Here is a 26,340-nt window from a genome sequence, read left to right on the forward strand (position 1 = left end):
GGCGGGCCGGATGAAACGGATGAACCCCCGGGCGGTTGTGGCGCGTTGGTACGGGGAGGGTCCGCTGCATCTCCTGCTGCTGGGCGCCACGTTCGCCCTCGCGGGCTATGCGGGCGTACGGCTGCTGGCGGGCGAAACGTTCGCGGTGGCGGTGTGGTTCATCGGCTCCGCGTTCCTGCACGACCTGGTGCTGCTGCCGCTGTACGCGTCGGCGGACCTGGTCGTGCGCCGGTCGATGGGGCATCGTCCGGGGCTCGTCAACCACGTCCGCGTACCGGCCTTCCTCTCCGGTCTGCTCCTGCTGATGTGGTTTCCGCTGATCACTCGTCATGCCGTGCGGTACGAGCCGTACAGCGGGCTGTCCCCCGATCCGTTCCTGGGCAACTGGCTGCTGATCACGGCCGTGCTGTTCGCGGGCTCGGCGCTGCTGCTCGCGGGCAGGGCGGTGCGGCGGTGGCGCGGGGCCGGGAAGGGCGGCTGACCGGTCGCCGCCTACCGGAGCGGCGGCCGGGTCAGCCGGGCGAGGGTCGCGGCGAACCGGCCGTGCGGCGCGGCGGCGGCGACGGCCTCGGCGTCCCGCGCGGTGTCCACATCACGCAGCCGGGGCAGATCGCGCACGGTCAGCCCGGCGGCGACGAGGCGCCCGCGCTGCACCGCGCCGGTCTCGGGTACGGACATGGGCACACCGCGCAGGAGCTCCGGGGCGGGGGAGGCCAGACCCAGCGCCCAGAAGCCGCCGTCGTCGGCCGGGCCGAACCAGGCGTCGCAGCCGTCCCAGGCGGCCGGGCCGAGCGCGGCGGCCAGGTGGGCGGCGGTGATCTGGGGGGTGTCCATGCCGATGAGGAGCGTCGGGCCGGTGACGGCGGCGAAGGCCGCGGCGAGCCGCTCGTCGAGGCCGCCGGTGCCCTGCGGGAGCACTTCGATGCCGGGCGGCAGCCATGGCCCCGGCCGCCCTTCGAGGACGACGGCGCGGCGCCGGGCGGGCAGCGAGCGCACGGTCCGCAGGGTGTCGGCGAGCGCCGCCTCGGCGAGCCGGGCCGCCTGGGCGGGCGTGAACGGCGGGGTGAGCCGGGTCTTGACCCGGCCCGGCAGCGGCTCCTTGGCGATGACCAGCAGGGTCGTGGGGCCGGAGGGGAGGGCCGGAGCGCTCATCGGGGCGTCCCTCGGGCGGCTGCCGCGGCCGGTGGTTCGAGCAGCACCGCGCGCATGTCGCGCACCGCCTGCCAGGTACCCCGCCAGGTGCCGGTGACCTTCGACTTCCCGGTGCGGGGGGCGTACGGGACGCCGGTCTCCGCGATCCGCAGTCCGGCGTCCGCCGCGCGGACCACCATCTGGAGCGGATAGCCGCTGCGGCGGTCGGTGAGACCGAGCCCCAGCAGCTCCGTCCGCCGCCCGGCGCGCATCGGGCCGAGATCGTGCAGCCGCAGGCCGGTGCGGCGGCGCAGCAGCCGGGCGAGCACGAGATTGCCGGCCCGCGCGTGCAGCGGCCAGGCGCCGCGGCCCCGGACGAGGCGGCGGCCGAGCAGCAGATCGGTCTCCCCGGCGGCGATCCGGCGTACGAAGGCGGGGAGCAGGCCGGGGTCGAGGGAGCCGTCGCAGTCGCAGAAACAGACGAACTCCGTCTCGGCGGCGAGCAGTCCGGCGTGGCAGGCGGCGCCGAAGCCGCGCCGCGGCTCGTGCACGACGGTCGCGCCGAGCGAGCGGGCCAGGTCGGCCGAGCCGTCCGTGGAGCCGTTGTCGACGACGATCGCGCGCCAGCCGTCGGGGATCGCGCCCAGCACCCGGGGCAGGGCCGCGGCCTCGTCGAGACAGGGCAGGACGATGTCGCTGGGAGGCACGGGGGCGGCGGCGGGCACGGTGCTCACTGCCGCAGCGGGGACGTCGCGAACTCCGTCATCCCCTCCGCGAACCCCACCTCCGGCAGCCAGCCCAGCTCCGTGCGCAGCCGCCCCGAGTCCGCCGTGATGTGGCGTACGTCCCCGAGGCGGTACTCGCCGGTGACCACCGGGGCCGGACCGCCGTGCGCGCCGGACAGGGCCGAGGCCATCTCGGCGACGGTGTGCGGCTCCCCGCTCCCCGTGTTGTACGCGGTGAAGCTGGCGGGTTCACGTACCGGGAGGGCCTCCAGCGCGGCGGTGTTGGCCGCGGCCACGTCCCGTACGTGGACGAAGTCCCGCCGCTGGCCGCCGTCCTCGTGGACCCGGGGCGGCTCGCCGCGCGCCAGGGCCGAGCGGAAGAACGAGGCGACCCCGGCGTACGGGGTGTCGCGGGGCATTCCGGGGCCGTACACGTTGTGATAGCGCAGCGACACCGCCCTTCCGCCCGTCGCGCGCGCCCAGGCGGCGGCCAGATGCTCCTGGGCCAGCTTGGTGGCCGCGTACACATTGCGCGGGTCGGCGGGCGCGTCCTCGGTGACGAGGCCGGGCACCAGTTCCGCGCCGCAGCGGGGACAGCGCGGTTCGAACCGGCCCGCGGCCAGGTCCGCCGCCGCCCGCGGCCCGGGGCGGACGCGGCCGTGGCGCGGGCAGTCGTAGCGGCCCTCCCCGTAGATCACCATCGAGCCCGCGAGCACCAGATCGCGGACCCCGGCCCCGGCCATCGCGGCGAGCAGCACCGCCGTGCCGAGGTCGTTGCACCCGACGTACTCCGGAGCGTCCGCGAAGTCCCGGCCCAGCCCCACCATCGCCGCCTGGTGGCACACCGCGTCGACACCGGTCAGCGCGTCCGCCACCGCGTCGCGGTCCCGCACGTCCGCGACGACCGTCGGCTCACCGTCCTGTGGGGCGGGCACCTCACCCCGGTCCCCGTGCGCCTGCGGCAACAGCGCGTCGAGCACCACCGGCTCGTGCCCCGCCGCCCGCAGCGCGCGGACGATCCGCGACCCGATGAACCCGGCTCCGCCGGTGACCAGTACCCGCATGTCCGCCACGCTAGGCCGGGTCGCCGGGGCGCGCGCGGCGGACCGGTCCGGATCAGACGAGCAGGAACGCGCCCGCCGTCGCGGCCCCCAGCGACGCCCCGGCGACCGTCTGGGCCACCGAGTGGTATCCGAGCGCGACGCGCGACCAGCAGACGGCGACCGTCATCACGTAGGCGAACAGCCACCACGGCGAGTGGACCGCGGCGAGCAGGGCGACGACGGCCGAGGCGACCGCGGCGTCCACCGAGATCTTCCAGACCGTGTTGACGGCCAGCAGGATCACGGTCATCGCCCAGAGGGCGAGCATCGCCACGAGGATGCCGGTGGGGGCGTGGCCCAGGACCATCACCAGCGAGCCGGTGCCGATGGAGCCGAGGATGACGAAGAAGATCGGGGCCCGCTTGGTGCGGTCGACGACATGGCGGTCGCCCCAGGTGCCGCGCCCCCGCTCCCACTCGATGTACCCGGCGGGTACGAGGCCCGCGCACAGGGCGCCGAGGAATCCCCAGAGCAGGCCGGTCCAGTGACCTGCGGCGGCCAGGCCGATGCCGAGCATGCCGGTCAGCAGGAGGTTGCGGGGCTGGAAGACGTCGGTGACGGTGCGCGCGGCGCCGGTGTACGGCGATGCGGGGGCGTCGGTGGTTTCGGTGGTGTCGGTGGAGGTCATGCTGTCTCCTCGGTGGAGGCCGTGCGGGGCGCTGCGGTTGCGGTGGACGGGGCGGGTGCGGCATCCGCCAGCACCTGCGCCGCCCGGTCCTGCGGGACCGTCCGGTACGCGGTGGCCACCCGGACCAGCCAGGCCACCTCGCCGTCCTGGTCGGTGGCGTGCTGGGTCTCCACCGCGGCGGCGGTCGAGGCGGGCACACCGCTGTTCTTCGCGGTGAGCGCGGCCTTGATCCAGTACGCCTCGGCGAGCGGGCCCGCCCGGTCCGGGTCCGCGCCGCCGTCCGCCGCGGCGGCGGCCTTCGCGGCCGGGAGCAGGGTGTCGGGCACGTAGTGGCGCAGCTTCTCCACCGCGTCCGCGATGTCGGCGGCCCAGCGGTCGATCCGCAGGTCCGCGGGGGTGTCGAAGCGGGTGAGTTCGCGGACCAGCGAGGCCGGGGGGTCGAAGGGCTGCTCGGGGAAGGCGGTCATCAACTCGCGCCAGAGACCGTGCAGTTTGACCTGGGCCCGCCAGAGCTTCGCGCGCCGCCGCCCCTTGCTGAGGGCGGGGATGGAGGCGCCCACGGCGAAGAAGGCGAAGAGCACCACCTGTGCGGCCTCGGTGATCTCGTCGAAGTGGAGCGCGAAGGACTCGCTCGGGGTGTCGACGACGCTGACCCACAGGAACAGGGTCCGGCTGACGGTGTAGCCGACCCCGATGAACATGGCGAAGGTCATCATCCCGAGGCCCACCCGCAGATGACGGAGCCCGGCACCGGCGGTGGCCAGCGCCCACTGGTACGCGCAGACGGCGGACGCGGCACCCAGGTAGAGGTAGAACACGCTCATGTACAGCGTGGCTCCCCACTGTCCCGCGTGGTCGGCGACGAAGCGGTCCGAGGGGACGGAGCGGTCGACGACGGTGAAGAACAGCACCGTCAGCAGGATCAGCGTGGCGATCGACGCCTTGGCCGCCACCTGCTGGATGGCACGGGCGAACCGGACATGGCGCGGGACGGTTCCGGCGTCGGGGTACTGGCCGTAGATCGCGACGATGTAGCTGAGGATCGCCAGGATCGCGATCGTCGCCGTGTAGTGCTTGATCAGGACGGCGAGGTCGGTGACGGCGCTGTCGTTGAGCGCGATCCGCACGGCCCGGGTCTTGGTCCACAGGGCGGCGGCGAAGCCCGCGTAGCAGCCCCAGAGGGCCCGGCGGCGCTTGTCTTCTTCGTCGCCCCACAGGGCTGCCGGCATGCGCCACAGGGCGACGGCCGTCATCAGGACGGCTATGAGGTAGCCGGCGAGGTCGAGCGGGGTCACGGCGGAGTCCTTGGGGTGGGGGACGAGGTACGGGGACGGGGGACGTGCGGTGTCAGCTGCGGCGGAACAGGCCGCGACGGCGGTTGGCGACCGGGCGGGAGAGGGAGTTGGCCAGCCGCCCCACCATGTCGTCGCTCGTCACGTCCATGGCCATCCGGGGAATGAGCGAGGCACCGAACTCGGCCATGCGTTCGTCGTGGGTGTCGTACTGCGCACGGGCCTGCACGGTGCCGTCCCCCGACCGGAGCGCGTCGGCGATCTCGGCCACGACCGGGGTCGCAGGCGCGGGCGACGGCGACGGCGGGGGCTCGGTTCCCAGGACCCGGGTGATCAGCGAGGTGTCGAAGACCGGGAGCAGGCGCCGGAGTTGCTCCGGATCGAGGGAGGTGCCGTGGTCGAACCACTCGTGGCACAGCTCGTGCAGGATCACGTGCTGGGTCTGGTACGCGGTGGGCCGGCGGCGGTAGAGCACGAAGCTGGTCCCGCCGGTCTTCAGGCGCAGCCCGCAGGCGGCGTTGACGCGGGCCAGCCGGTCGGGCATCTCGTGCAGCACGATGGTGCGGCCACGGGCGGCCTCCATGTTCGCCACCAGTGCGTCGATGGAGAAGGGTGCGGGAATGGGCAGGTCGGCCAGCCCGGCCTCGCACTCCTTCCGTAGTTCGCGCAGGGACATGGAGGGCTACTTCTCCGGCTCGCCGGGGGAGCCGCCGTCGGCCGCGCCCTGCCGGCCCCTGGCGTCCTCCAGCAGGGAGAGCGCGAACTGCAGCAGCTCCGGCGGGAGTCCGTCCTCGTCGAGGCCGCGCCCGGCCACCCCGCTGATCTCCCCCGTGCGCCGCATCGCGAGGAACTGCAGACCGGCGACGACATCGTCGACGACCTCGGACTCCTCCTTGAAGAACCGCCAGTCCACGCCGAAGCCCAGACCGAGCGCCTTGAGGATGTCCTCGGAGGGCTGAGTTACCTTTCCGGCCAGGATGTTGGAGAAGTAGCTGTGCGAGAGCGAGCCGCCGCGTTCCTTGACCAGATCGGCGAAGACGCGCCCCGAGATCTTCTGGCCGGGGAACGTCTTGTCCACCATGTACTCGACCTTCTGCTGCAACGTCCGCAGCTCCGGCGTGCGTTCCTCGACGCTGTCCATCCGGCCCCCCACGTATCCGCTCCCGTCCGATCGGCGTTCACGGTCGTCGATTCGGCCAACGGGCTCGTACTGTAACGAACCCTGACGTGGTGCCCTCGGTCCGGTAGACGGTACGGGAACGGGCTTGCGTAAACACGCTACGTCACTGTTAACTCGAAAAAACACGGGCAGGGGACCACGAGGGGAGTCTCCTGCCCGTGAAATCGACGTGTTCCGTGTGAATTCACTGCGGACAAAAGGTGCATGACGCACCTTCATGTGGTGCGGGCATAGGTGTAGCCCTTCACGACGGGGGATGCGTGAAGGGCTACACCTGCATTATGACTGCTGGTCAGGCCGTCATCAACCGGCCTCCGGGGCGGCGGGTGGTCGGCCGGGGTCGCGGGGCGCGGTGGCGGCGGGCCGGCGAGGGGTGCTCGCCGGTGGGATCGCGGGCGCACGGGCCGGGTGGGCGAATGCGATCCCACCGGCGGAACGGAATTTCACGTGCCGACGGAAAATGATTTCACGCAATGTCCCGCGTGAATTTATTTATCATCCGTCGGGGCGTAATTACTTGCCGCCCCCGGTTGCTTCCTTCGTGCTATTCTGGAAGCAGTTGCAGTTGTGGTTCCCGAAGACTCCAAGTGCCTCCCCGGCTCAATGTGCCGAGGGCCGCGCTTCTGTGTTTTCCGGTGCTTTCCGGATGGGGCAATCATTGCGGCGACGTGGGATCCGCACCGTGCGAATCCCCGGGAACTGCCCCCCATGAAGGAGATAAAAGATGGCTACTGGCACCGTCAAGTGGTTCAACGCGGAAAAGGGCTTCGGTTTCATCGAGCAGGACGGCGGCGGTCCTGACGTCTTCGCCCACTACTCGAACATCGCAGCTACCGGCTTCCGTGAGCTCCAGGAAGGCCAGCGGGTGAACTTCGATGTCACGCAGGGCCAGAAGGGCCCGCAGGCGGAGAACATCACCCCTGCCTGATTCCGCCGCTCCGGCGCCGACGCGCTGAGACGACTTGCACGACCGGGACCCGCACCTTGGGGTGCGGGCCCCGGTTCGCTGTTGTCCGCCGGTCCGCCCGAGGTTGTCCGCCGGTCCGCCCGAGCCGGCCGTCCCGAATTTTTTCGCAGCCGGGCTCCGTCCAGGCTTGTCAACGGCCCGTTCTTGCGATTCCTGCGCCGCCCGTCGCCGCAGCGAATTCCTCGATACGCGCCCTATCGAGGAAGGGTTCTGCATGGACCGCGACCGTAACCGTGATCGCACAGCACGTTCGAACGACCGGTTTTCCCGTGGCCCGGGGGGCCGTCCCGGCGCGCCCGCCCGGCGTTCCGGCGGTTCCGGCGGCCCCGGCCGCAGGCCCGCCGCCGCACAGGGCGAGTTCGCGCTGCCGAAGACCATCACTCCGGCGCTGCCCGCCGTGTCGGCCTTCGCGGAGCTGGAACTGCCCGGTCCGCTGCTTTCGGCGCTCACCGCCGAGGGCGTCACCACGCCGTTCCCGATCCAGGCGGCCACCCTGCCGAACGCCCTCGCGGGGCGCGATGTGCTGGGCCGCGGCCGGACCGGCTCCGGCAAGACGCTCGCCTTCGGCCTGGCCGTGCTGGCCCGTACCGCGGGCAACCGGGCCGATGCCCGGCGGCCGTTGGCCCTGGTCCTGGTCCCCACCCGGGAACTGGCCCAGCAGGTCACCGACGCGCTCACCCCGTACGCCCGCGCGCTCAAGCTGCGCATGGCCACCGTCGTCGGCGGTATGTCGATCGGCCGCCAGGCCTCCGCGCTGCGCGGTGGCGCCGAGGTCCTCGTCGCCACACCGGGCCGGCTCAAGGACCTCATCGAGCGCCGCGACTGCCATCTGGACCGGGTCGCCGTCACCGTCCTCGACGAGGCCGACCAGATGGCCGACATGGGGTTCATGCCGCAGGTCACCGAACTGCTCGACCAGGTCCGGCCGCAGGGTCAGCGGATGCTGTTCTCGGCGACCCTGGACCGCAACGTCGACCTGCTGGTCCGCCGCTATCTGCACGATCCGGTGGTCCACTCGGTCGACCCGGCGGCCGGTGCGGTGACGACGATGGAGCACCACGTGCTCTATGTGCAGGGCACGGACAAGTACGCCGCCACGACGGAGATCGCGGCCCGCGACGGCCGGGTGCTCATGTTCCTGGACACCAAGCACGCCGTGGACAAGCTCACCGGCCATCTGCTCAACAGCGGCGTGCGGGCCGCCGCGCTGCACGGCGGCAAGTCCCAGCCCCAGCGCACCCGCACCCTGGACCGGTTCAAGACCGGACAGGTCACGGTGCTGGTCGCCACGAACGTCGCGGCGCGCGGCATCCACATCGACAACCTGGACCTGGTCGTCAACGTCGATCCGCCGAGCGACCACAAGGACTACCTGCACCGCGGCGGCCGTACCGCCCGTGCCGGTGAGTCCGGCAGCGTCGTCACGCTGGTGCTGCCGGGACAGCGCCGGGAGATGACCCGGCTGATGGCCGACGCCGGGATCACCCCGCAGATCGCCCAGGTCCGTTCCGGCGAGGCCGAACTGAGCCGGATCACCGGCGCGCGCAAGCCCTCGGGGGTGCCGGTCGGCGGCGGCGCACCGGTGCCGGAACGTGCCGGGAGCGGTGGCGCGTCCTTCCGGGGCCTGGGCAGCCGCCCCGCGAGGGCGGGCCGGTCCCGCCGCTCCGACCTGCCCACCGCGGAGGCGCGCGCCGCCGCGAAGCAGCGCCGCACCAACCGCGGCGGGTAGCCGGTCCGCGGGGTCGGGCCGGTCCGCGGTGCGGTTACCGGCCGCCCGCGACCCGCAGGACCGTCCCGGTCACGTAGGACGCCTCGCCCGACAGCAGCCAGGCGATGGCGGCCGCGATCTCCGGGGCGGCTCCGACGCGGCCGAGCGGGATGCCGGGGACGGCCGCGCTCGCGCGCCCGGGGTCGCCCGCCGTGGCGTGCATGTCGGTGTCGACCATGCCGGGCGCGACCGCGTTGACCCGGATGCCGTCGGGCCCCAGCTCCTTGGAGAGCCCGAGCGTCAGCGCGTCCGTCGCCGCCTTCGTGGCGGCGTAGTGGACGAAGTCCCCGGGGCTGCCGAGCGTGGCGGCGGCCGAGGAGACATTGACGATCGCGCCCGCCCCGCCGGCCGCCATGTCCTTCGCGGCCCGGCGGCAGCACAGCAGGTAGCCGAGGAGATTCACGTCGACGACGCGGCGCAGCGTCCGGGTGGAGGTGTCGGCGAGCCGCCCGAGCGGGCCCGTCACCCCGGCGTTGTTGACCAGCCCGGTGACGGGGCCGAGGTGCTCGGCCGCCGTGTCGAAGAGGCGTTCCACATCGGCCTCCTCGGCGGTGTCCACCCGCACGGTGACGCAGCGCGCCCCCGCGGCCCGGACCGCCGCCGCGGTCCGCTCGGCGGCCTCCGCGTTGTTCACGAAGCCCAGCGCGAGGTCATGGCCGTCCGACGCCAGACGGATACAGGTGGCGGCGCCGATTCCCCGGCTGCCGCCGGTGACGACGGTGACGGGGCGCGACGACGGAGTGGTGCTGGTGTCCGGCACTGGAGGCCTCTCGCTTCGCTCGGGGATCATGACGACCATGATGGTCGCGGAGACCACGCGGTTCATCCGGTTCACGCGGATCACGCCGGACCATGCGGTTCACGCGGTTCGCTCATGAGGCCCGCTCATGAGGTTCACGCGGTTCACCCGGTTCATGGAGCGAATCACCGCGGGCGCCGCCGGATCAAGGCCCGCCGGCCGGGTGACGGCGCCGGGACCGGCGCGCATCGCGGCGCCTGCCGTTGGGGTGGTGCCGGTCAGGACACCGGCGTGGTGCCCGGCGCGGGGTGCGGACGGTTGCCTAGCGTCGGCGGCTGACGGACCGCTGTCGGCGCGGAACGGGTTGAATCGCCCGGCGTTCGGCGACGGCTCCTCCTCAACGGCGTTCCCCTGCCTCCGCCTCGCATTGCGGTGGCAGGGGACGCCGACCGTTCCCACCCCGCGTCCGCCCCGCCGCTACGCCCACAGCTGCCGCGCGAGCGTGACCCCGGCGAACACCGCGGCCAGCCCCGCCGCCACGCTCGCCACGACATTCGCCGCCGCGTAGGACCTGGCGCCGTCCTCGGCCAGCCGCAGTGTCTCGTAGCTGAACGTCGAGTACGTGGTGAGCGCCCCGCACAGTCCCGTGCCGAGCAGCAGTTGCAGGTGCGAGGAGGCGGCGCCGGCCGCCACCGCGCCGGTCAGCAGGCCCAGGACCAGGGAACCCGACACATTGACCGCGAAGGTCCCCCACGGGAAGACGCTGTCGTGCCGGGACTGCACCGCCCGGTCGGTCAGATAGCGCAGCGGCGCCCCGACCGCCGCCCCGACGATCACCAGCAGCCAGTTCACCGGCCCCGCTCCCGCCCGCCGCCGGAGCGCACGATCTCGCACTCATCCAGGACGACCAGACCGCCGTCCTCGACCAGTTCCTCCACCAGCGGCAGGAACGCGCGGATCCGCGCCTCGGTGTCCACGATCACGACCGCCACCGGCAGGTCCTCGCTCAGCGAGAGCAGCCGCTGGGTGTGGATCATCGACGAGGCGCCGAAGCCCTCGATCCCGCGGAAGACGCTGGCACCCGACAGCCCGGCACGGTGCGCCCGGTGCACGATCTCCGTGAAGACCGGCCGGTGGTGCCATCCGTCGGACTCGCCGACGAGGACCGTCAGGCGCAGCGCCCGTTCCGTCTGCGGGGTCGTCATGGCTGCCTCCAGGCCAGCACGCGGCGGGTCGTCCACACCGCACTCCACACCGCCGCGAGAGCCGCGAACAGCGTCAGTCCCAGATACCCGAGAGCGGCACGGACCCGGTCGCCGTCGATCAGGCGCTGGATGTCCACCGCGTACGTCGAGAACGTGGTGAACCCGCCGAGCACCCCCGTACCGAAGAACGGCCGCACCAGCCGGTGTGCCGTCCACACCTCGCTGATCACCACCATGAAAACGCCGATCACCGCGCATCCGACGACGTTCACGACCAGCGTCGTCCACGGGAAGCCGCCCGGGGCGGTGGGCCAGATCAGCGCGGCCCCGTAGCGGGCACACGCTCCGATCGCACCGCCGAGTGCCACCACCGCGACGACTGATCCTTGCGGATTGGGGGCTCCCATGGGCACATGTCTCCTGCCTGCTCCACGCACCAGGCTATCGCCGCCGCCCGCGGCGGGCCCACCGCACCATGGGCGGGCCCGCCGGCCTCTTCGTCGGTGCGTGACCTACCAGGTCTTGCCCGGGGGCTGCTTGGTGGTGACGTTGACGCGGTTGAACAGGTTCGTCAGACCGATCGCGAGGACCAGGGCGGAGAGCTGCTTCTCGCTGAAGTGGCGGGCGGCCTCGTCCCAGATGGCGTCGGGCACCGGGTCGGAACGGTCGCTGAGCCGGGTCGCGTGCTCCGCGAGCGCCAGCGCGGCCCGCTCGGCGCCGGTGAAGTACGGCGCGTCGTGCCAGGCCGACACGGCGAAGAGCCGCTCGTCGCTCTCACCGGCCTTCCTGGCGTTGCGTACGTGCCCGTCGACGCAGAAGGTGCAGCCGTTGATCTGGCTCACCCGCAGACCGACCAGTTCGAGCGTGGTCTCCGGCAGCCCGCCCTTGCCGATGGCCTTGACCAGGCCCAGCACGGGCGGCAGGGCCTCGGGAAGGATCTCGGCCGGGTTCTGGATGCGTGCCTGCATGATGTCTCTCCCTCGATATCCGTCGCGGGCGCGGTGGCGTTCTCGCCGCGCCCTCACTGCACTGACGGACGGCGCAGGGGAAGTGTGACGAGAGCGGCGGCCGGGGCCTCACCGCGTTCGTCGGAGCGAGCTCCGCAGCCCGTTCTCCTCGGTGACCCTGGCCCGGAGCTGCCGTATCGACGCGGAGTCCCCGGCGGCGTCGTCCTCGCGGGAGCGGCACCGCGCGCACTCGCACGGTGGCCAGCGCAGCGGGTTGAACTCGGACAACTCCGGCTCGGGCTCGGGTTCTTGATCCCTCACACCGACCCCCGCTCCGTGCAGTCCGCCGTGCCCCGGTGGCGCTGGAGCAGCACCCGGCAGTCGGTCGCCCCGCTGTAGTCGCACTGATCATTGGCGAGGGCCTCGGCCAGCCGGAGCTCCTGGCACTCGGGACAACAGCCTTCTGCTTCACGCCTGTTCTCGGCGAGCACAGATAACTCCTCTCCGTAGTCATTCCACTACTAAGGGAGCTCAGGTTGGCCTAGAGTCAGCAGTGCTTCAACTTGTTGGGCACGAGCGAAAAGTCAGGTGACAGCCGTTGAACCGCAAGGACTTGGACCCCGAGAGCAGCCCGGAGGCCGCCTTTGGCGCCCGCATCCGCAGCTTGCGAGAGGAGCGCGGGTGGAAACAGGAGGAGTTAGCCGAACGGATGGGCTACTCCGGCACGCATATCTCCGCCGTCGAAACTGGTCGCAAGATGCCGACTCTTCGGTTCTCGCGCAATGCGGACCAGGTTTTCGGCACCGGGGAGACGGCAGACACGTTCGAACGCCAGTACCGCGAGATCCGGCACGGTTCGCTGCTGGAGGGGTTCCCGCAGTACGTGGGGCACGAGGGGCGCGCCGTGGAGATCCGGCTGTACGAAATCGGCATCATCCATGGGCTGTTGCAGACGCCGGAGTACGCGCAGGCGCTGGTGAACAGCGCCATGCGGCGAGGGGTCATCGGCCCCGAACAGGCGGCCGAACGCACCTCGTTCCTGGCGGAGCGTCAGGCTGCGCTGGTGCGGCCCCGTCCTCCCGCGATGCTGGTGGTGATGGACGAGAGTTGCATCCGCAGGAGGGTCGGCGGGGACGGAGTCATGGACGCCCAGCTCGACCGACTGCTGGAGTTCGCCGAACTGCCGAACACCGTGCTCCAGATCGCCCCGTTCGGCATGGGGGAGCACCGCCCGTTCAACCTCCCGATGACCCTGCTGACACTCTCGGACCTGTCTGTGATCGCGTATGCGGAATCCCAGACGCGGGGACATCTGGAGCGCGATACGACCGCTGTGCTGCCCCTGTTGGCGGGCTACCATCAACTGCAGGCCGAGGCGCTGTCCCAGGCGGCATCGGTGGCCATGATCCGCGAGGCACGAAAGGGCACCCCGTGACGACCACGACCGAATCCCCCCGTTGGTTCAAGTCCTCGTACAGCGACAACGGTGGCCAGTGCATCGAGGTCGCCGTCAACCTCGTCGCCCCGCGCGGCGTGGTCCCCGTCCGCGACTCCAAGGACCTGGGCGGTCCGGTGCTGAACACCTCCGCCGCCTCGTTCGCTTCCTTCGTGGCGGGCGTCAAGGCCGGGGAGTTCGGCGCCGTCTGACCTCCAGGTCCGGCGCATGTGATTGATCCGAGAACGCCCCGCCGTGCAGCGCATTGGTGGGGCTTCTCGTTGTTCTCGACGGTTCCCAACTATGGGGGAAGTGCGTTGAGTTCAGGCCGCAGCGGGCCGCTGCCGGTTTGCTCTGCCGACCCGGAGGGCACCTGAGACGCAGCACCCGACCTCGGAAGGGCATCCTGTGACGATCACGACCGAGTCCCCCCGCTGGTTCAAGTCCTCGTACAGCTCCAACGGCGGCAACTGCATCGAGGTCGCCGCCAACCTCGTCGCCCCGCGCGGCGTGGTCCCCGTCCGCGACTCCAAGGACCTGGGCGGTCCGGTGCTGAACACCTCCGCTGCCTCGTTCGCCTCTTTCGTGGCGGGCGTCAAGGCCGGGGAGTTCGGCGCCGTCTGACCGCGCTGTCCAGCGCATGGGATCCCGAAGTCCCCATCGTGCACCGCGCGGTGGGGACTTCTGCTCGTCTACACCATGCAGCCGGGGGCTACCCCCACCGCTTTCCGTCGTGCCTCCCGGATGGGCTGAGGGCTTTCGCTCAACAAGGCTTGCGGCATGAGGACTTACGGAAAATCTGCCGCCTTCGTCGCCCTGTCCGTCACCGCCGTCGCCACCGCTCTCACCGGGGCCGCGCCCTCGCAAGCCGTCGCGTCGGCCAACCCCGCCCCCTCGCTCTCCTGGCGGCCCTGTGCCCAGGACGGCGGCCCCGCTGCCCAGGAGTGTGCCGAACTTCCCGTACCGCTGGACTACCGCGATCCGGACGGCCCGCAGCTCTCCCTCGCGGTGACCCGGGTCCGCAGCGACCGCCCGGCCGCCCGGCGCGGGACGTTGCTGGTGATCGCGGGCGGTCCGGGCTCCTCCGGGGTGCAGCGGGTGACGCAGAAGGGGGAGCGGTTGCAGCGGGCGACGGAGGGGCGGTACGACATCGTGAGCCTCGACCCGCGCGGGGTCGGCGGCAGCCCGAAGGCGAGCTGCGGGCTCGCCCCGGAGGACCGGGAGATAGTGAACCTGCGGGCCTGGCCGAGCGCCGACGGCTCGATCACCGAGAACGTGACGCGCTCCCGGCGTACCGCCGAGGCCTGCGCCCGCAACGGCGGAGCGCTGCTGCGGAGCCTCACCACGGCCAACGAGGTACGGGACATCGACCGCTTCCGGCAGGCGCTCGGCGAGGAGAAGCTGTCGGCCTGGGGGAGCTCGTACGGCACCTATGTGGGCGCCGTGTACGCGCAGAAGTACCCGCAGCACACGGACCGTTGGGTGCTGGACAGCAACGGCGACCCGGACCCGTCGCGGGTGGGCAAGGGCTGGCTGGCGAACATGGCGGTGGGGGCGGCCGACCGCTTCCCCGACTTCGCGCGCTGGGCCTCGGACCCGGCCAGGGAAGCGGAGGGGCTGCGACTCGCGCAGCGGGCCGAGGACGTGCAGCCGCTGGTGCTGGACCTGGCGGCGCGGCTGGACCGTGAACCGAGGGAGTCCACCACGCCGGGCGTCCCGCTGACCGGCAACCGGCTGCGCCAGGCGATCCAGCTGGCCCTGTACAACGACGAGGCGTTCGCCGGGCTGGCGGGGCTTGTCCGGGCAGCCGGGGACCCCTCGGCGAAGCCGGTCCTGTCCGACGCGCTGAGCGGGCCGATACCAGACGCGGAGGCGGCCATCACGATCGCCGTGGTCTGCAACGACGTGCGCTGGCAGGGCACGGTCTCCTCGTACGAGCGGGCCGTCGCCGCCGACCGCGTGAAGCACCCGCTGACCGCGGGGATGCCGGTGAACATCACCCCGTGCACCTTCTGGAAGGACGCCCCCGCCGAGCAGCCGACCAGGATCACGGACCAGGGACCGTCCAACGTCCTGATGATCCAGGGCCTGCGCGACCCGGCGACCCCGTACTCCGGCGCCCTGAAGATGCGCGCGGCCTTCGGTGACCGGGCCCGCCTGGTCGCCGTCGACCACGGCGGTCACGGCATGTACCTGGGCAACGGGAACGCCTGCGGCGACCGCGCGGTCACCGCGTTCCTGAACACCGGGACCCGGCCGGAGCAGGACACGTACTGCGCGGACTGACCGTGACCGGGCTGCGACTGGGCAAGCGCTCCGCTCAGTCGCAGCCCGGTGTCACATGTCCGCTGTTCCTGGCCTGCGCCAGCAGGGAGACGACCTCCTCGTCGGACGTCTGGGAGAAGTCCCGGTACCACTCGCCGACCGCGTAGAACAGGCTCGGCACCGACAGGCACACCACCTCGTCCGCGCTCCGGCGCAGCCGCACGACCGCCTCCGGCGGCGCCACCGGAACCGCTGCCACCACCCGCTCCGGGCGCTGGGCCCGTACCACCAGGCAGGCCGCCTCGGCCGTGGCGCCGGTCGCGATGCCGTCGTCCACGACGATCACCGTCCGGCCGGTGAGCGGGGTCCGTGCCCGGCCGGCGCGGTACACCTGGGCCCGCCGTACGAGCTCCGCCTCCTCGACCCGTTCGACCGCCGCGAGGTCCTGCTTCCCGGCCCACAGCCGGCCGACGACGTCGTCGTTGACGACCCGCACCCCGCCCTCGCCGAGCGCGCCGAACGCGACCTCCTCGTGGTGCGGCACGCCGAGCTTGCGGACGACGATCACATCGAGTTCGGCACCGAGGGTCTGTGCCACCTGGAAGGCCACCGGGACTCCGCCGCGGGGCAGTCCCAGCACGACGGGGTGCTCCCGCTCAAGGTGGCGGAGCGCCTCGGCCAGCTGTTGTCCCGCGTCCACGCGGTCGGCGAACAGCACGGTGGTCTCACCCCCAGCCAGGGGAGTCGGGGCCGCATGCGTGCGAGCCCCACCGGCATCCCTACTACCGAAACAACCCCATGTGCGGCGGCCCCGCAACTCGGGCGGTCGCCGTCGGCCGCCGTACAGGACGGAGCGGTCAGGAGACCGGTGTCGTCCTGGGCACCTCGCCCTCGGTCGTGTTCACGTCGATGACGGAGAACGCCGTGCCCTGCGGGTCCGTCAGCGCGGCGAACCGGCCGAACGGCATGGTCATCGGGCCGAACCGCAGAATGGCGCCGCGCTCGGTGGCCTTCGCCACCGCCGTGTCGCAGTCGGCGACGGTGAAGTACACGTTCAGGTGCGGCGGGACCTCGGGCGGGAACTCGTCGCCCATCTTCATCCGTCCCATGACGGTCTTGTCGCCCAGCTTGAACATCCTGAAGTCGACGTGCTCGTCCGCCATCTTGACCATCGTGTACGGGAAGACGGCGGGGAAGAAGGCGTCGGCCTTCTCGGGCTCCCGGGTGAAGACCTCGGCCCAGCAGAACGCACCGGGCACACCCTGCGCCTCGAAGCCCTCGTGGGTGCCCGCCTGCCACACACCGAAGGCCACGCCACTGGGGTCGCGGGCCAGCAGCATCGTGCCGAACTCGCCGACCTGCATGGGATCCATCAGCGTCTCGCCGCCGTTGTCCCGGATCTTCGCGGCGGTGGCCTCCGCGTCCGGTGAGGCCAGGTACAGGCACCAGGCGGAGTGGCCCTCCTGGCCGGGCATCGGAGGCACCACCGCGGCGACCGCCTTGCCGTCGGCGTACGCCTGCGTGTAGTCGCCGAACTCGGACGAGGACTCGCCGAATGTCCAGCCCAGCACATCACCGTAGAAGCTCTTCGCTCCGTCCAGGTCGGCGAACATCGCGTCGGCCCAGCACGGTGTGCCCTCCGGTTGTACAGCCATGGCCCTGACTCCCTTGCGCTCGGTGGGTGGTCCGGTTTTTCACGCTAGCCAGCCGACCGCCTCCCCGCGCGCTGGAAGCGGCGGGTCAGGAACGTGCGCCATATTCGTACGTTTGTTCGCTCAAGGGTGTCCGGGTGTGCCCCGGCCCTGCGGCGGGTCCACCCGCACCAGGCCCGACTGGTAGGCCATGGCGACCAGCTGGGCCCGGTGCCGGGCACCCAGCTTCGTCATCGCCCGCCCGACGTGCGTGCGCACGGTCAGCGGGCTGACGTGCATCCGCTCGGCGATCTCGTCGTTCGACAGGCCTTCGGCGGCCTGCGCCATGACCTCGCGCTCGCGGGCGGTCAGGACGTCCAGGGCCTCGGGCGCGGCGACACCGCCCTCGGGGCGGGCGAGGTAGCGCGTGATGAGGGCCCGGGTGGCGGTGGGCGACAGGAGCGTGTCGCCCGAGGCCACCGTCCGGATGGCGTCCAGGAGTTCCTCGGGGCCGACGTCCTTGCCGAGGAAGCCGCTCGCGCCCGCGCGCAGGGCGCGGGCCACGTACTCGTCGATCTCGAACGTGGTGAGGATGAGGATGCGGGTCTCCCGCAGTGCCTCGTCGCGGCAGATCTCCTCGGTGGCCGCCAGCCCGTCCATGCCCGGCATGCGGATGTCCATCACGACCACGTCCGGCACGGTGGCACGGGCCTTCTCCACCGCCTCCCGGCCGTCCGCCGCGACACCGACGACCTCCATGTCGTCGTTCGACTCGATCAGCAGCCGGAAGGTTCCGGCCAGCAGCGCCTGGTCATCGGCCAGCAGTACCCGGATGGTCACCGCGCCGTCCTCTCCTCGTCGTCGTCCCCGTGAAGTCCGGGTTCCGCTGTCTCCAGGGGAAGCTCCGTGGTCACCTCGAAGCCTCCGTCGGCCCGGTGCCCGGCAGCCAGCCGGCCGCCCGCGGACAGGGCCCGTTCGCGCATGCCGATGAGACCGTAGCCCGGTGTGCCCGGTGTGCCCGTCGTCGGCGGCGCGTGCCCGTCGTCGGAGACGGTGAGCGTGAGCGTCCGGCGCGAGTAGCCGAGCCGGACCGAGGCCGTCGCGCCTCCCGAGTGCTTGGTGACGTTGGTCAGCGCCTCCTGCACGATCCGGTACGCGGTCAGGTCCGCCCCCGGCGGCAGCGGTCGTGCCTCGCCCTCCACGGACACCGACACGACGAGACCCGTGTGCTCGAACGAGGCGATCAGCTCCGGTAGCCGGGCCAGCCCGGGAGTGGGCTCAAGCGGCGTCTCCGGGTCGCCCTCGCGGCGCAACAGCCCCACCGTCGCCTTGAGTTCGCGCAGTGCGGAGGACGTGGTGCCGGCCAGCTGGTCGAGCATGTCCTGCGCCTGGTCGGGCTTGCTGCGCAGCAGGTACGCGGCGGTGGCCGCCTGCGCGTGGGCGAGGGCGATGTGGTGCGCGACGATGTCGTGGAGCTCGCGGGCGATCCGGGTTCGCTCCTCGCCCACCCGCTGCCGCGCCTCCTCCTCACGGGTGAGTTCCGCCAGTTCGGCCCGTGCCTCCACGGCCGTCAGATGGTCGCGCCGGCTGCGTACCGACTCACCGACCGCGCCCGCCAGCAGGACGCAGGAGACGAGACCGACCTGGTCGGGCCGGAGCAGCGCCACCCCGCCCCAGGCGGTGGAGGCGATCAGCAGGGCGACGGCCGCCCCGGCCGTGTACACCGTGGCCGTGCGGTGGTCCGTACGCAGGGCCAGCAGATAGAGGGCGACCAGGGCGGCGCCCACGACACTCGGGCTGGGGTCGAAGCCGATGGCGGCGCCCATGAGGCCCAGGGCGCAGCCGAGCGCCGTGGTCACCACCACCATCGTGCGCGGATACCTGCGGTGGCCGAGCAGCAGAACGACCGGGGGCACCGCGGCCGCCAGCGCGAAGGCGAGCGTGGGGGCGCGGACGATCCGGGCGTTGGTCAGGGTGCTGGAGAAGACCGCGAAGGTCCACAGCAGCACCGCCACCACCACATCGACGGTCCGCGGGTGGCGCGAGGCCCACTGCCGCCAGTCGGTGAACATGCGCTCTCTCTTCCTCGGGTCCGTCCGACCATCGTCGTCGACCTGCCTGGTCCACCCCGCGCAGGGCTTCCGGGGCCGCCCGCCGTACTGCCCGACGAGCGGCCCCGTACTCCCGTACCGCCTCGGCTCGGCTCGGCTCACCTCACACGCGTACGGGATCGGGCTCCGCCTCGGGCCGCAGCGCCGCCGGTCCGGGGTGGTTCAGCTTCTCGCCCTCGACGTCCACCTGGGGCACGACCCTCGCCAGCCACTTCGGCAGCCACCACGCCCGGTCGCCGAGCAGGGCGAGCACGGCCGGGACGATCGTCATCCGGACGACGAACGCGTCGAAGAAGACGGCCGAGGCGAGACCGACGCCCATCATCTTGATCATCGACTCGCTCATCCCGATGAACCCGGCGAACACCGCGATCATGATGACCGCCGCGGCGCCGACGACCCGCGCACTGTGCCGGAACCCGGTGACGACCGCCTCGCCGGGCCGCTCCCCGTGGACGTACGCCTCCCGCATCCGGGTCACGAGGAAGACCTCGTAGTCCATGGCCAGACCGAAGACCACGCCGATCAGGAAGATCGGCATCATGCTCATCACCGGCCCGGTCTGCTCGACGCCGAGGGCGTCGGCGAGCCAGCCCCACTGGAAGACCGCGACGATCGTGCCGAAGGCCGCGGCCACCGACAGCAGGAAGCCGAGCGCCGCCTTGAGCGGGACCAGCAGCGAGCGGAAGACGACCATCAGGAGCAGGAAGGCCAGGCCGACGACGAGCGCGAGGTAGGGCAGCAGCGCGTCGGTGACCTTCTGCGACACGTCGATGTTCACCGCGGTCGCGCCCGTGACGAGCATCTTCGCGCCGGTCCGGGACTCCAGGCCGCGCGCCTCGTCACGGATGGTGCGGACGAGCTCCGTGGTCGCCTCGGAGCTGGGCCCCGTGGAGGGTACGGCGGTGAGCACCGCGGTGTCCCCGGCCTCGTTGAAGGCGGCGGGCGTGACGGCCACGACGCCTTCGGTGGTGGAGAGCTCCTTCGCGGCCCGTGCCGCGGCGGCCTTCGGGTCCTTCGAGGCCTTCGCGTCGACGACGACGGTGAGCGGCCCGTTGAAGCCGGGACCGAAGCCGTCGGCCAGGGCGTCGTAGGCGCGGCGCTGGGTGGTCGAGGTGGGCTGCGACTCGTCGCCCGGCATGCCGAGCTGGAGATCGAGCGCGGGTACGGAGATCAGCCCGAGGCCGAGCACGGAGAGCACCAGGACGGCGAGCGGGCGCCGGATCACGAAGCGGGCCCAGCGGGTGCCCATGTTGGGCCTGCCGCCCGCGGCAGCCTTGGCACGCTGCCCGCCCCGGGCCCTGCGCGCGGTGCGCGGCAGGACGGCCTGCCGGAAGAAGCCGAGCAGTGCGGGCAGCAGGGTCATCGCGACCAGGACGGCGATCACGACGGTGCTCGCCGCGGCGAGGCCCATCTTCGTGAGGACGGGGATGCCGACCACGGACAGGCCCGCGAGGGCGATGACCACGGTGAGGCCGGCGAAGACGACGGCGGAGCCCGCCGTGCCCACGGCCCGCGCCACGGCCTCCTCGGCGTCGTGGCCCTCCGCGCGCTCGGTCCGGTAGCGCGAGACGATGAACAGGGCGTAGTCGATGCCGACCGCGAGCCCCAGCATCAGGGCGAGGGTGGTGGTGGTCGTGGACATTCCGGCCGCGACGATCGAGGCCACGCCCACGCCGATGCCGACGATCGCGGTGAGCAGCGGGAGGCCCGCCGCGGCGAGCGACCCGAAGGTGATGAGCAGGACGACCGCGGCCGCGGCGACGCCGACGAGTTCCGTCGTGCCGCCGAGCTCGGCCTCCGGCACCAGGGCCGAACCCCCGAGCTCCACGGTCAGCCCGGCGTCCCGCCCGTCCTTCGCGGCGTCCTGGAGCGCCTCGGTGGTGGCGTCGGTGAGATCGACGCTCTGTACGTCATAGCTGATGGTGGAGTAGGCGGTCGTGCCGTCCTTGCTCACGGCCCCGGCCATCTTGAACGGGTCGAGGGCGCCCTTGACCTGGTCGCCGCCCGCCACGTCCGCGACGATCTTCTCGATGGCCGCCTTGTTCGCGCTCGCCGTGACCTTCTGGCCCTCGGGCGCGACGAAGACGATCCGGGCGTCGGCGCCGTCCGAGCTGCTGCCCGGGAAGCGCTGGTCCAGCAGGTCGAACGCCTGCTGCGACTCCGTTCCGGGCATCGAGAACCCGTCCTCGGGGGCGGCCGGCGCCTTGGCCGCGGCGAACGCGCAGGCGGCCAGGACCACCACCCAGAGCAGGGCGACGAGCCGGCGTCTCCGGAAGGAAAAGCGGCCTAGCCGGTAAAGGAAGGTAGCCACGAAGAGGCGCTCCAGTCTCTCTGGATCGGGCAACGGGTCGCGGCGCGGTGCCGCGCTCCGGCCGTGCCTGGGCCGCGCCGGGGCACGGCGGGGCCGGAGGAATGCCTCAATCCTTCGTGAACGTGGGCGTCATCGTCGTCGTCGTCCTGCATGGAGTCGTATGTACGGTCGCTGCAGTACATGGCGGGTCCGCCGTACCGCTCGGACAGGACGGCCGGAGCACCGCCCTCCACCGTGAGATCGACCCCACGGTCCGCAACGCACGCATCGCCCAGGAACGTCCGCGCCCCGGAACGTCCGCTCGTCCTTCTTGGGCTCGCACGACCGCCACCCGCGTGGAACCGCCGGGGCAAAAGCGGTTGATCGGCTGGTTCCCCTCGTATAGCAATGCTCCGTGATACATGGCGAAAAGATCGGGCTGCGTGCCCGGCACGAGAGCGACGTCCCAGTTCTCCAGTCCGAGCTGTACGACGATGTGGCTACGCGGTCACGCGCCGACTCCCGCCCGTGGCGGCCCATCCCGCCAGGCTCGGGGCAGTCGCCCTACGCAGTGGCTGCGCCGTCGGACGAGGCGGCCTGCTTCTCCGTAGTGGAGCTGGAGTCGCAGGAGCTGGCCGGCGAGGCCCTGTTGTGGGGCATCGACACGCACAACAGGACGGCCCACATCGGGATCTCCCTGCGACCCGCATTCCGCGGCCGCGGGCTCGGCGTCGACGTCCTGCAGGCGCTGTGCGCATACGGATTCACCGTACGTGGACTGCAGCGTTTGCAGATCGAGACCCTCACGGACAACACCCCGATGATCGCAGCGGCGACCAGGGCGGGGTTCACGCGAGAGGGAACGCTGCGGCACTCCGCCTGGGTGTACGGCGCATACGCGGACGAGGCCATCTTTGGCCTCCTTGCGAACGATTGGACGCCCCGGGCGTAAGGACGCCCCGAGAGCGCTGTGCCTGCCGCGCGGCGGTGGCTGACGTTCTGCCCTAATGGTGCACGCAGCGTCGCCGAACGACCAGCACGGCTCGCTTCGGCCCGCCTGATCGCGCGAAGTTCCGTTCGCGTGGCGGGAGATGGGGGACGTGCGCTACGGTGACCAAGTCATCACACTCTGTGTGCTTCCGTGCGCATAGAGCGGCCCCCGGCGGTGCGACAACACCAATCCGAGGGCCTACACAACCAGTGGAGCTGCGAGGCCACCGGAAATGCTGCGTCATGCTATCGCGCCGTCCGCGCGCTATACGAAGGCATCGAACGATGTCGTACGCCATCCGCGTCTGAACAGTGACGCGAAGATCCTGCTCCTCTACATCCAGGGCCTCCCGGGCGATGCCCTGTGCAAGCCGTTGAGCGAACTCGCCCGCAAACTGGGCATCAAGGGCCGCGCGTACCAGAAGGCGAAGGGGCAGCTCGTCGAACACGGCTACGTGCACGAGTGGCGGAGCCAGGGCGAGGGAGGCCGCTGGCTGACCGAGCAACTCGTCGCGAACAACCCCCTGACGAGTGAGCAGGCGCGATTCCTCCTGCGAGGGACCGCTTCCGCCTCCGCCCCCATGGCCACGGTCCCGCCGCCGAGTACGCGGTTCCCGACGGTCGGCGAGCCGACCCCTCGGGCGGCCGGTGGCTATGAACCGGTAGAAGACCACAGTGATAAGACAACTCCCCACCCACCCTCCGAACCTGAGTCCGCGACAGGCCCCACGCCCACACCGACCCCGCAGACCACCACGGCCGATCCCGCCCAACTCACGCGGGCGGAACGGGTCCTGCTCTCCCTGCGCCACTCCCGCCGCGAACTCCACCTGGGCGTACGCGAGGCCCACGCATTAGCCGTGGAGGCCGTCAAGTGGTTCGAACGCGGCCTGAGCGAATCCGACCTCCGCCACGCCCTGCTCGCCGAACGCCCGCAAGAAGGCGTCCGCTCGGCCGTCGGCTTCCTGCGCCACCGCCTCATCCAGAAGCTCCCCGAACCTCCGGTCCAGCACCAGCCCCACGAACGCCCACCCCTCCGCGAACTCGTCGAATGCGCAGGCCCCGGCGAGTCACATGTCTTCCGCCCCCTGTTCGGCGAATCCGAATGCCCTTCCTGCTGCCGCGCCACCGCCCACACCGAGCCCGAACCCATCCCCTGGCGCGAACGCATCGCCAGAATCAACGGCACACCGACGGCTCCACCGGCTGAGGCCTGACCGCGCCAATCGCCAAGCCCTACTGGTCGATCTTGTGGATCTTGTACCCGTACCACTTGTCGACATCGGTGGCGAAGTAGAGCACCGGGTTCTCACCACTTCGTGCCACACCCAGCGCCTCGGTCTCTGTCGCCTTGGAGAACGACCCGCCGGCATCAATGGACAGCAGGATGCTGTCCACGCTGTCGCTGTCCCCTTCGGGCTTCCAGGTCCCGCTGCCGGACACCCTCCCGTCGCCCGGCGGCGGATCGATGAAGCTGGAGGTTATGGAGCTGCGGGGAATGCCGGACATCTCGAACCTGCCGTCCGCGTGCAACTCCACCCGTGCGCCACCGTCGCCGGTCCATGTGCCGGCGATCTGCGTGCGATCGATCCGCTCGGGCCGCTCGGCGAACCCGGCGAGGCAGCCTCCCATGGCAACCAGGACCACTACCGTCCAGGCGGTGAGGGCCTTGTGCCGGAGAATCCAGGACTTCACACCGTGGGCGGTGAGCTCGGCGGGGCGGGAGGCGTGGCCGGCGGGCTCTGCGGCGGCGGGTTGGGCGCCGACTGGTCGGCCGACGGCAGGTGCGGCGGCTGGTAGGTCGGCGGCGGATACTGGTGCGGGTCGTACGGGGCCGGATACGGGTACTGCGGGGGCTGGTGCTGCTGAGGCGGGTACTGCTGCCCGTACTGCGGCTGCGCGTAGATCACGGCGGGCGGCTCCGGCGTCGGATCGGGCCGGGACGCCACCAGCCGAACTATCGCCGCCAGCAGCCCCGGCCCCACGACGACGGCCGCGATCATCAGCGGCCAGTACTGAGCCTCCCCGTCGGACGACTCGGACCAGGGGTCCGGCGCCCGGTCCTGGCAGTAGAGGTACGCGATCAGCAGGACGAGCACGGAAATGCCGATGTAGATCCCGATCCACAGCCGCCGCGCCGAGGGATTGCGCACCGGGAGTAACCCGAGGATCAGCCACAAGAGCACTATCGGCAATCCAAAAGTTATGGCCATGCCAACCCCCCGTACACATAGGTGACTTGACCTTCGCACAACAGCATCCTGCTGTCACTGGGGTCTCACCCACCTTCCCCACCCGCTTCGTCAAGTCGGTGACTGCCGTCCACTGCCGCTCGACCCTGGGCGTCGAAGGTGCGAGGCTGCCGCGTTTCAGCCCTAGGCCGTCCCCCGACCTCAGCCGGCCTCACCCGGCATCTGCTTGATGTCGTCGACTACGGCCCGCTGCATGATCGCGCTGGTGAAGGTCACCGTGCCGCGCTTGACGACGCCGTCGGTCCCGCCGTCCCCCCGCACCTGGACACTGCGTTCGCCCAGGAAGACATGGGTCTTCTTGTCGAAGATCCACTCCATCCGCTCGCCGCTGGTCTCGTCCAGCCGTGCCACCGCCACTCCGTGCCGGCCCGCCGCGTCCACCGCGTCCTGCACCACCACGACGCCGGGGATCTTCGCGGCGGCCTTGAACAGCGCGGAGTAGAGCCCGGCCGGCGGGTAGCTCTCGCCGAGCAGGTCGCCGATCGTGGTGAAGGCCTCCTGGTCGGGGGTGTTCCCCTGGCCCTCGGTCTCCTTGTAGATCTTCCGCAGCAGCTTGTCCGGGTCGGTGGTCAGCTCGGCGAGGTAGTTGTACGACGGGCCGTTGAGCGAGGCCACCGGGGTGTCGCCGTTCTCGTCGGGCAGGCTCAGCGTCTCGCCCTCGGGGCTGTTGTTGACGGCCGGGTCGATCAGCCAGCCCTTGGTGCCGTCGAGGGACTTCCACATCCGGCGCACATGCAGCTTGTCACTGGCCAGGCTGGACCTGCCGTCGACGGTCTTCTCGTAACTGTTGGCCGTCTTCGACTCGATGTAGACGTACTGACCGGCCTTGGCGTCCGGGCCCGACCCCTCAGCCGCCGCGAGCGAGATCCGGTCGAGCAACTGGGGCACCCCCTTGGTCGTGGCCTGGCCCACCGGCGTGGTCAGGACGGGTCCGCCGGCCACTCCCGCGCCGTCCCCGCCCGGCCCGAGCAGGGATGCGCCGATGGCGACGGCCCCGGCGAGCGCGCCGGCGATCACGGGCACGGCGATCAGGCGGCGCGGCATCGTGAAGCGCCGGGCTCCGGGCCTTCTTTGGGCGGCGGCTGTCGTGCGGTTGTTCTCGTCCTGCTGGATACGGGCCATCAGACGCTCCTTGTGGAACTGGTGACGGCCTGCCGGCAGATCGCGATTCGGCGCGGGGAGAAGCTGTGCGCTCTCCTCCCACTCGGCCGGAGTCTGCCGGGACGGGTCCGCGTTCATCGGATTCCTTCCTGTGCGGGCCGGATCGCTGTTCCGCGATCACCCCTTACCTGTCCGGGACCTGGTGCGGGTTCCCGGTTTCGGACCCCGTTCCGCTCCGTCCGCCCGGCCGCCGCCGAGGCCAGTTCGGCGTCGGCGAGTTTGCGCAGCTTGGCGCGGGCCCGGGAGAGGCGGGAGCGGACCGTGCCGACGGGGATGCCGAGCGCCTCGGCGGCGTCTGCGTACTCCAGCCCCTCCCACAGGCAGAGCGTGAGGACCTCGCGTTCCGGTCTGCGCAGCGCGGCCAGCGCGGTGAGGGCGGCGGCGAGGCGCCGGCGGTCGTCGACCCGCCCCGCGACCTCCTCGGCGTGGTCGGGCAGCGCCGTCCCGGCCTGTGGGGGGGGCCTGGGCGGACTCCGGTGAAACCTGGTGTCGTGGGTTTTGTTGTTCGCGGTGTTTG

At 71.6% G+C, this 26,340-nt stretch carries 31 protein-coding genes and 1 pseudogene; 9 read left to right on the forward strand and 23 right to left on the reverse strand.

What is annotated here, in order from left to right; translation table 11 throughout:
- Nucleotides 1-10 precede the first annotated feature (10 nt).
- Nucleotides 11-481 (forward strand): hypothetical protein, encoded by a 471-nt coding sequence (locus ACFV8T_RS08570; RefSeq protein WP_385325782.1) that lies wholly within the window; start codon nt 11-13, stop codon nt 479-481.
- An 11-nt stretch (nt 482-492) separates the two neighbouring features.
- Here the strand turns inward: ACFV8T_RS08570 and ACFV8T_RS08575 are convergent, their stop codons facing one another.
- Genes ACFV8T_RS08575 through ACFV8T_RS08605 form a run of 7 tightly spaced genes read right to left on the reverse strand, consistent with a single transcriptional unit; the run spans nt 493 to nt 6,020 of the window.
- Nucleotides 493-1,152 carry a DUF2064 domain-containing protein gene (locus tag ACFV8T_RS08575; protein WP_385325784.1) on the reverse strand — a complete coding sequence of 220 codons (660 nt, stop codon included), beginning with the start codon at nt 1,150-1,152 and terminating at the stop codon, nt 493-495.
- On the reverse strand, nt 1,149-1,865 hold the full coding sequence (locus ACFV8T_RS08580; protein WP_385325785.1) for a glycosyltransferase family 2 protein: 717 nt from the start codon (nt 1,863-1,865) through the stop codon (nt 1,149-1,151). Before ACFV8T_RS08580 ends, ACFV8T_RS08575 begins: the two co-directional genes overlap by 4 nt.
- A complete protein-coding gene (locus tag ACFV8T_RS08585) occupies nt 1,862-2,920 on the reverse strand; it encodes an NAD-dependent epimerase/dehydratase family protein (protein ID WP_385325786.1) in 1,059 nt (352 codons plus the stop codon). The genes ACFV8T_RS08580 and ACFV8T_RS08585 overlap by 4 nt, the downstream gene beginning before the upstream one ends.
- A 52-nt stretch (nt 2,921-2,972) precedes the next feature.
- Nucleotides 2,973-3,587, reverse strand: coding sequence for a hypothetical protein (locus ACFV8T_RS08590; protein ID WP_385325787.1), 615 nt, complete (start codon nt 3,585-3,587; stop codon nt 2,973-2,975).
- On the reverse strand, nt 3,584-4,882 hold the full coding sequence (locus ACFV8T_RS08595; RefSeq protein WP_385325789.1) for an MAB_1171c family putative transporter: 1,299 nt from the start codon (nt 4,880-4,882) through the stop codon (nt 3,584-3,586). The genes ACFV8T_RS08590 and ACFV8T_RS08595 overlap by 4 nt, the downstream gene beginning before the upstream one ends.
- Nucleotides 4,883-4,934: 52 nt before the next feature.
- Complete coding sequence (locus ACFV8T_RS08600) at nt 4,935-5,555, reverse strand: toxin (protein WP_385325791.1); 621 nt, start codon at nt 5,553-5,555, stop codon at nt 4,935-4,937.
- Nucleotides 5,556-5,561: 6 nt separating this feature from the next.
- Nucleotides 5,562-6,020, reverse strand: coding sequence for a hypothetical protein (locus tag ACFV8T_RS08605; protein ID WP_385325793.1), 459 nt, complete (start codon nt 6,018-6,020; stop codon nt 5,562-5,564).
- Nucleotides 6,021-6,783: 763 nt separating this feature from the next.
- Here ACFV8T_RS08605 and ACFV8T_RS08610 point away from each other — a divergent pair.
- A complete protein-coding gene (locus ACFV8T_RS08610) occupies nt 6,784-6,987 on the forward strand; it encodes a cold-shock protein (RefSeq protein WP_093547863.1) in 204 nt (67 codons plus the stop codon).
- 253 nt (nt 6,988-7,240) lie between these two features.
- Nucleotides 7,241-8,755, forward strand: a complete 1,515-nt coding sequence (locus ACFV8T_RS08615) for a DEAD/DEAH box helicase (protein WP_385325795.1) — start codon at nt 7,241-7,243, stop codon at nt 8,753-8,755.
- 34 nt (nt 8,756-8,789) lie between these two features.
- Here the strand turns inward: ACFV8T_RS08615 and ACFV8T_RS08620 are convergent, their stop codons facing one another.
- The 7 genes from ACFV8T_RS08620 to ACFV8T_RS08650 form a co-directional block, all read right to left on the reverse strand.
- Complete coding sequence (locus ACFV8T_RS08620) at nt 8,790-9,584, reverse strand: SDR family oxidoreductase (RefSeq protein WP_385325797.1); 795 nt, start codon at nt 9,582-9,584, stop codon at nt 8,790-8,792.
- 426 nt (nt 9,585-10,010) lie between these two features.
- Nucleotides 10,011-10,385: a fluoride efflux transporter CrcB gene (gene crcB / locus ACFV8T_RS08625; RefSeq protein WP_385325799.1), complete on the reverse strand. Its 375-nt coding sequence runs from the start codon at nt 10,383-10,385 to the stop codon at nt 10,011-10,013.
- A complete protein-coding gene (locus tag ACFV8T_RS08630) occupies nt 10,382-10,738 on the reverse strand; it encodes a DUF190 domain-containing protein (protein ID WP_385325800.1) in 357 nt (118 codons plus the stop codon). The genes crcB (ACFV8T_RS08625) and ACFV8T_RS08630 overlap by 4 nt, the downstream gene beginning before the upstream one ends.
- On the reverse strand, nt 10,735-11,145 hold the full coding sequence (crcB, locus tag ACFV8T_RS08635) for a fluoride efflux transporter CrcB (RefSeq protein WP_385325802.1): 411 nt from the start codon (nt 11,143-11,145) through the stop codon (nt 10,735-10,737). Before crcB (ACFV8T_RS08635) ends, ACFV8T_RS08630 begins: the two co-directional genes overlap by 4 nt.
- 105 nt (nt 11,146-11,250) lie before the next feature.
- On the reverse strand, nt 11,251-11,706 hold the full coding sequence (locus ACFV8T_RS08640) for a carboxymuconolactone decarboxylase family protein (protein WP_385325804.1): 456 nt from the start codon (nt 11,704-11,706) through the stop codon (nt 11,251-11,253).
- Between the two features lie 108 nt (nt 11,707-11,814).
- A complete protein-coding gene (locus tag ACFV8T_RS08645) occupies nt 11,815-12,006 on the reverse strand; it encodes a hypothetical protein (protein ID WP_385325806.1) in 192 nt (63 codons plus the stop codon).
- The gene (locus ACFV8T_RS08650; RefSeq protein ID WP_385325807.1) at nt 12,003-12,176 is read right to left on the reverse strand and encodes a hypothetical protein; all 174 of its coding nucleotides are present in this window, start codon (nt 12,174-12,176) and stop codon (nt 12,003-12,005) included. Before ACFV8T_RS08650 ends, ACFV8T_RS08645 begins: the two co-directional genes overlap by 4 nt.
- Before the next feature lie 107 nt (nt 12,177-12,283).
- On the opposite strand from ACFV8T_RS08650, the gene ACFV8T_RS08655 reads away from it, so the two are divergent.
- The 4 genes from ACFV8T_RS08655 (at nt 12,284) to ACFV8T_RS08670 (ending at nt 15,406) form a co-directional block, all read left to right on the forward strand.
- On the forward strand, nt 12,284-13,120 hold the full coding sequence (locus ACFV8T_RS08655) for a helix-turn-helix domain-containing protein (protein WP_385325809.1): 837 nt from the start codon (nt 12,284-12,286) through the stop codon (nt 13,118-13,120).
- Nucleotides 13,117-13,332, forward strand: a complete 216-nt coding sequence (locus ACFV8T_RS08660; RefSeq protein WP_385325811.1) for a DUF397 domain-containing protein — start codon at nt 13,117-13,119, stop codon at nt 13,330-13,332. Before ACFV8T_RS08655 ends, ACFV8T_RS08660 begins: the two co-directional genes overlap by 4 nt.
- Nucleotides 13,333-13,534: 202 nt before the next feature.
- Nucleotides 13,535-13,744 carry a DUF397 domain-containing protein gene (locus ACFV8T_RS08665; protein WP_385326237.1) on the forward strand — a complete coding sequence of 70 codons (210 nt, stop codon included), beginning with the start codon at nt 13,535-13,537 and terminating at the stop codon, nt 13,742-13,744.
- 156 nt (nt 13,745-13,900) lie between these two features.
- Nucleotides 13,901-15,406, forward strand: coding sequence for an alpha/beta hydrolase (locus tag ACFV8T_RS08670; RefSeq protein ID WP_385325813.1), 1,506 nt, complete (start codon nt 13,901-13,903; stop codon nt 15,404-15,406).
- Between the two features lie 70 nt (nt 15,407-15,476).
- On the opposite strand, the pseudogene ACFV8T_RS08675 reads toward ACFV8T_RS08670, so the two are convergent.
- From ACFV8T_RS08675 to ACFV8T_RS08695, 5 genes and pseudogenes are all read right to left on the reverse strand, one after another.
- Nucleotides 15,477-16,103, reverse strand: a pseudogene (locus tag ACFV8T_RS08675) (phosphoribosyltransferase); the annotation flags it as partial.
- A 139-nt stretch (nt 16,104-16,242) separates the two neighbouring features.
- The gene (locus tag ACFV8T_RS08680; RefSeq protein WP_385325815.1) at nt 16,243-17,040 is read right to left on the reverse strand and encodes a VOC family protein; all 798 of its coding nucleotides are present in this window, start codon (nt 17,038-17,040) and stop codon (nt 16,243-16,245) included.
- Between the two features lie 120 nt (nt 17,041-17,160).
- On the reverse strand, nt 17,161-17,856 hold the full coding sequence (locus tag ACFV8T_RS08685) for a response regulator (protein ID WP_385325817.1): 696 nt from the start codon (nt 17,854-17,856) through the stop codon (nt 17,161-17,163).
- Nucleotides 17,853-19,088, reverse strand: a complete 1,236-nt coding sequence (locus ACFV8T_RS08690) for a sensor histidine kinase (RefSeq protein WP_385325819.1) — start codon at nt 19,086-19,088, stop codon at nt 17,853-17,855. Before ACFV8T_RS08690 ends, ACFV8T_RS08685 begins: the two co-directional genes overlap by 4 nt.
- A 142-nt stretch (nt 19,089-19,230) precedes the next feature.
- Entirely contained in the window at nt 19,231-21,441 is a 2,211-nt protein-coding gene (locus ACFV8T_RS08695) for an MMPL family transporter (protein ID WP_385325821.1), read from the reverse strand.
- A gap of 394 nt (nt 21,442-21,835) precedes the next feature.
- On the opposite strand from ACFV8T_RS08695, the gene ACFV8T_RS08700 reads away from it, so the two are divergent.
- Together ACFV8T_RS08700 and ACFV8T_RS08705 are read left to right on the forward strand one after the other, a co-directional pair.
- Nucleotides 21,836-22,372, forward strand: a complete 537-nt coding sequence (locus ACFV8T_RS08700; RefSeq protein WP_385325823.1) for a GNAT family N-acetyltransferase — start codon at nt 21,836-21,838, stop codon at nt 22,370-22,372.
- A gap of 271 nt (nt 22,373-22,643) precedes the next feature.
- Nucleotides 22,644-23,627: a hypothetical protein gene (locus ACFV8T_RS08705; RefSeq protein WP_385325825.1), complete on the forward strand. Its 984-nt coding sequence runs from the start codon at nt 22,644-22,646 to the stop codon at nt 23,625-23,627.
- Between the two features lie 19 nt (nt 23,628-23,646).
- Here ACFV8T_RS08705 and ACFV8T_RS08710 read toward each other — a convergent pair whose 3' ends face one another.
- The 4 genes from ACFV8T_RS08710 to ACFV8T_RS08725 form a co-directional block, all read right to left on the reverse strand.
- On the reverse strand, nt 23,647-24,105 hold the full coding sequence (locus ACFV8T_RS08710) for a hypothetical protein (protein WP_385325827.1): 459 nt from the start codon (nt 24,103-24,105) through the stop codon (nt 23,647-23,649).
- On the reverse strand, nt 24,102-24,623 hold the full coding sequence (locus ACFV8T_RS08715) for a hypothetical protein (protein WP_385325829.1): 522 nt from the start codon (nt 24,621-24,623) through the stop codon (nt 24,102-24,104). Before ACFV8T_RS08715 ends, ACFV8T_RS08710 begins: the two co-directional genes overlap by 4 nt.
- Before the next feature lie 180 nt (nt 24,624-24,803).
- Nucleotides 24,804-25,901, reverse strand: a complete 1,098-nt coding sequence (locus ACFV8T_RS08720; protein WP_385325831.1) for a CU044_5270 family protein — start codon at nt 25,899-25,901, stop codon at nt 24,804-24,806.
- Nucleotides 25,898-26,340 (reverse strand): RNA polymerase sigma factor (locus tag ACFV8T_RS08725; RefSeq protein ID WP_385325833.1); only part of this gene is annotated, 443 nt, incomplete at its 5' end. The genes ACFV8T_RS08720 and ACFV8T_RS08725, both read right to left, overlap by 4 nt.

This window comes from Streptomyces sp. NPDC059832 (genome assembly GCF_042731715.1).
GTDB lineage: Bacteria > Actinomycetota > Actinomycetes > Streptomycetales > Streptomycetaceae > Streptomyces.

What these genes read in the sequence shown, in the direction of transcription:
- ACFV8T_RS08570 (WP_385325782.1), top strand. Translation starts at nt 11, where the DNA reads ATGAAACGGATGAACCCCCGGGCGGTTGTGGCGCGTTGGTACGGGGAG.
- ACFV8T_RS08575 (WP_385325784.1), bottom strand. Translation starts at nt 1,152, where the DNA reads ATGAGCGCTCCGGCCCTCCCCTCCGGCCCCACGACCCTGCTGGTCATC.
- ACFV8T_RS08585 (WP_385325786.1), bottom strand. Translation starts at nt 2,920, where the DNA reads ATGCGGGTACTGGTCACCGGCGGAGCCGGGTTCATCGGGTCGCGGATC.
- ACFV8T_RS08590 (WP_385325787.1), bottom strand. Translation starts at nt 3,587, where the DNA reads ATGACCTCCACCGACACCACCGAAACCACCGACGCCCCCGCATCGCCG.
- ACFV8T_RS08600 (WP_385325791.1), bottom strand. Translation starts at nt 5,555, where the DNA reads ATGTCCCTGCGCGAACTACGGAAGGAGTGCGAGGCCGGGCTGGCCGAC.
- ACFV8T_RS08605 (WP_385325793.1), bottom strand. Translation starts at nt 6,020, where the DNA reads ATGGACAGCGTCGAGGAACGCACGCCGGAGCTGCGGACGTTGCAGCAG.
- ACFV8T_RS08610 (WP_093547863.1), top strand. Translation starts at nt 6,784, where the DNA reads ATGGCTACTGGCACCGTCAAGTGGTTCAACGCGGAAAAGGGCTTCGGT.
- ACFV8T_RS08615 (WP_385325795.1), top strand. Translation starts at nt 7,241, where the DNA reads ATGGACCGCGACCGTAACCGTGATCGCACAGCACGTTCGAACGACCGG.
- ACFV8T_RS08620 (WP_385325797.1), bottom strand. Translation starts at nt 9,584, where the DNA reads ATGATCCCCGAGCGAAGCGAGAGGCCTCCAGTGCCGGACACCAGCACC.
- ACFV8T_RS08630 (WP_385325800.1), bottom strand. Translation starts at nt 10,738, where the DNA reads ATGACGACCCCGCAGACGGAACGGGCGCTGCGCCTGACGGTCCTCGTC.
- crcB (WP_385325802.1), bottom strand. Translation starts at nt 11,145, where the DNA reads ATGGGAGCCCCCAATCCGCAAGGATCAGTCGTCGCGGTGGTGGCACTC.
- ACFV8T_RS08640 (WP_385325804.1), bottom strand. Translation starts at nt 11,706, where the DNA reads ATGCAGGCACGCATCCAGAACCCGGCCGAGATCCTTCCCGAGGCCCTG.
- ACFV8T_RS08670 (WP_385325813.1), top strand. Translation starts at nt 13,901, where the DNA reads ATGAGGACTTACGGAAAATCTGCCGCCTTCGTCGCCCTGTCCGTCACC.
- ACFV8T_RS08680 (WP_385325815.1), bottom strand. Translation starts at nt 17,040, where the DNA reads ATGGCTGTACAACCGGAGGGCACACCGTGCTGGGCCGACGCGATGTTC.
- ACFV8T_RS08690 (WP_385325819.1), bottom strand. Translation starts at nt 19,088, where the DNA reads ATGTTCACCGACTGGCGGCAGTGGGCCTCGCGCCACCCGCGGACCGTC.
- ACFV8T_RS08705 (WP_385325825.1), top strand. Translation starts at nt 22,644, where the DNA reads ATGCTGCGTCATGCTATCGCGCCGTCCGCGCGCTATACGAAGGCATCG.
- ACFV8T_RS08715 (WP_385325829.1), bottom strand. Translation starts at nt 24,623, where the DNA reads ATGGCCATAACTTTTGGATTGCCGATAGTGCTCTTGTGGCTGATCCTC.
- ACFV8T_RS08720 (WP_385325831.1), bottom strand. Translation starts at nt 25,901, where the DNA reads ATGAACGCGGACCCGTCCCGGCAGACTCCGGCCGAGTGGGAGGAGAGC.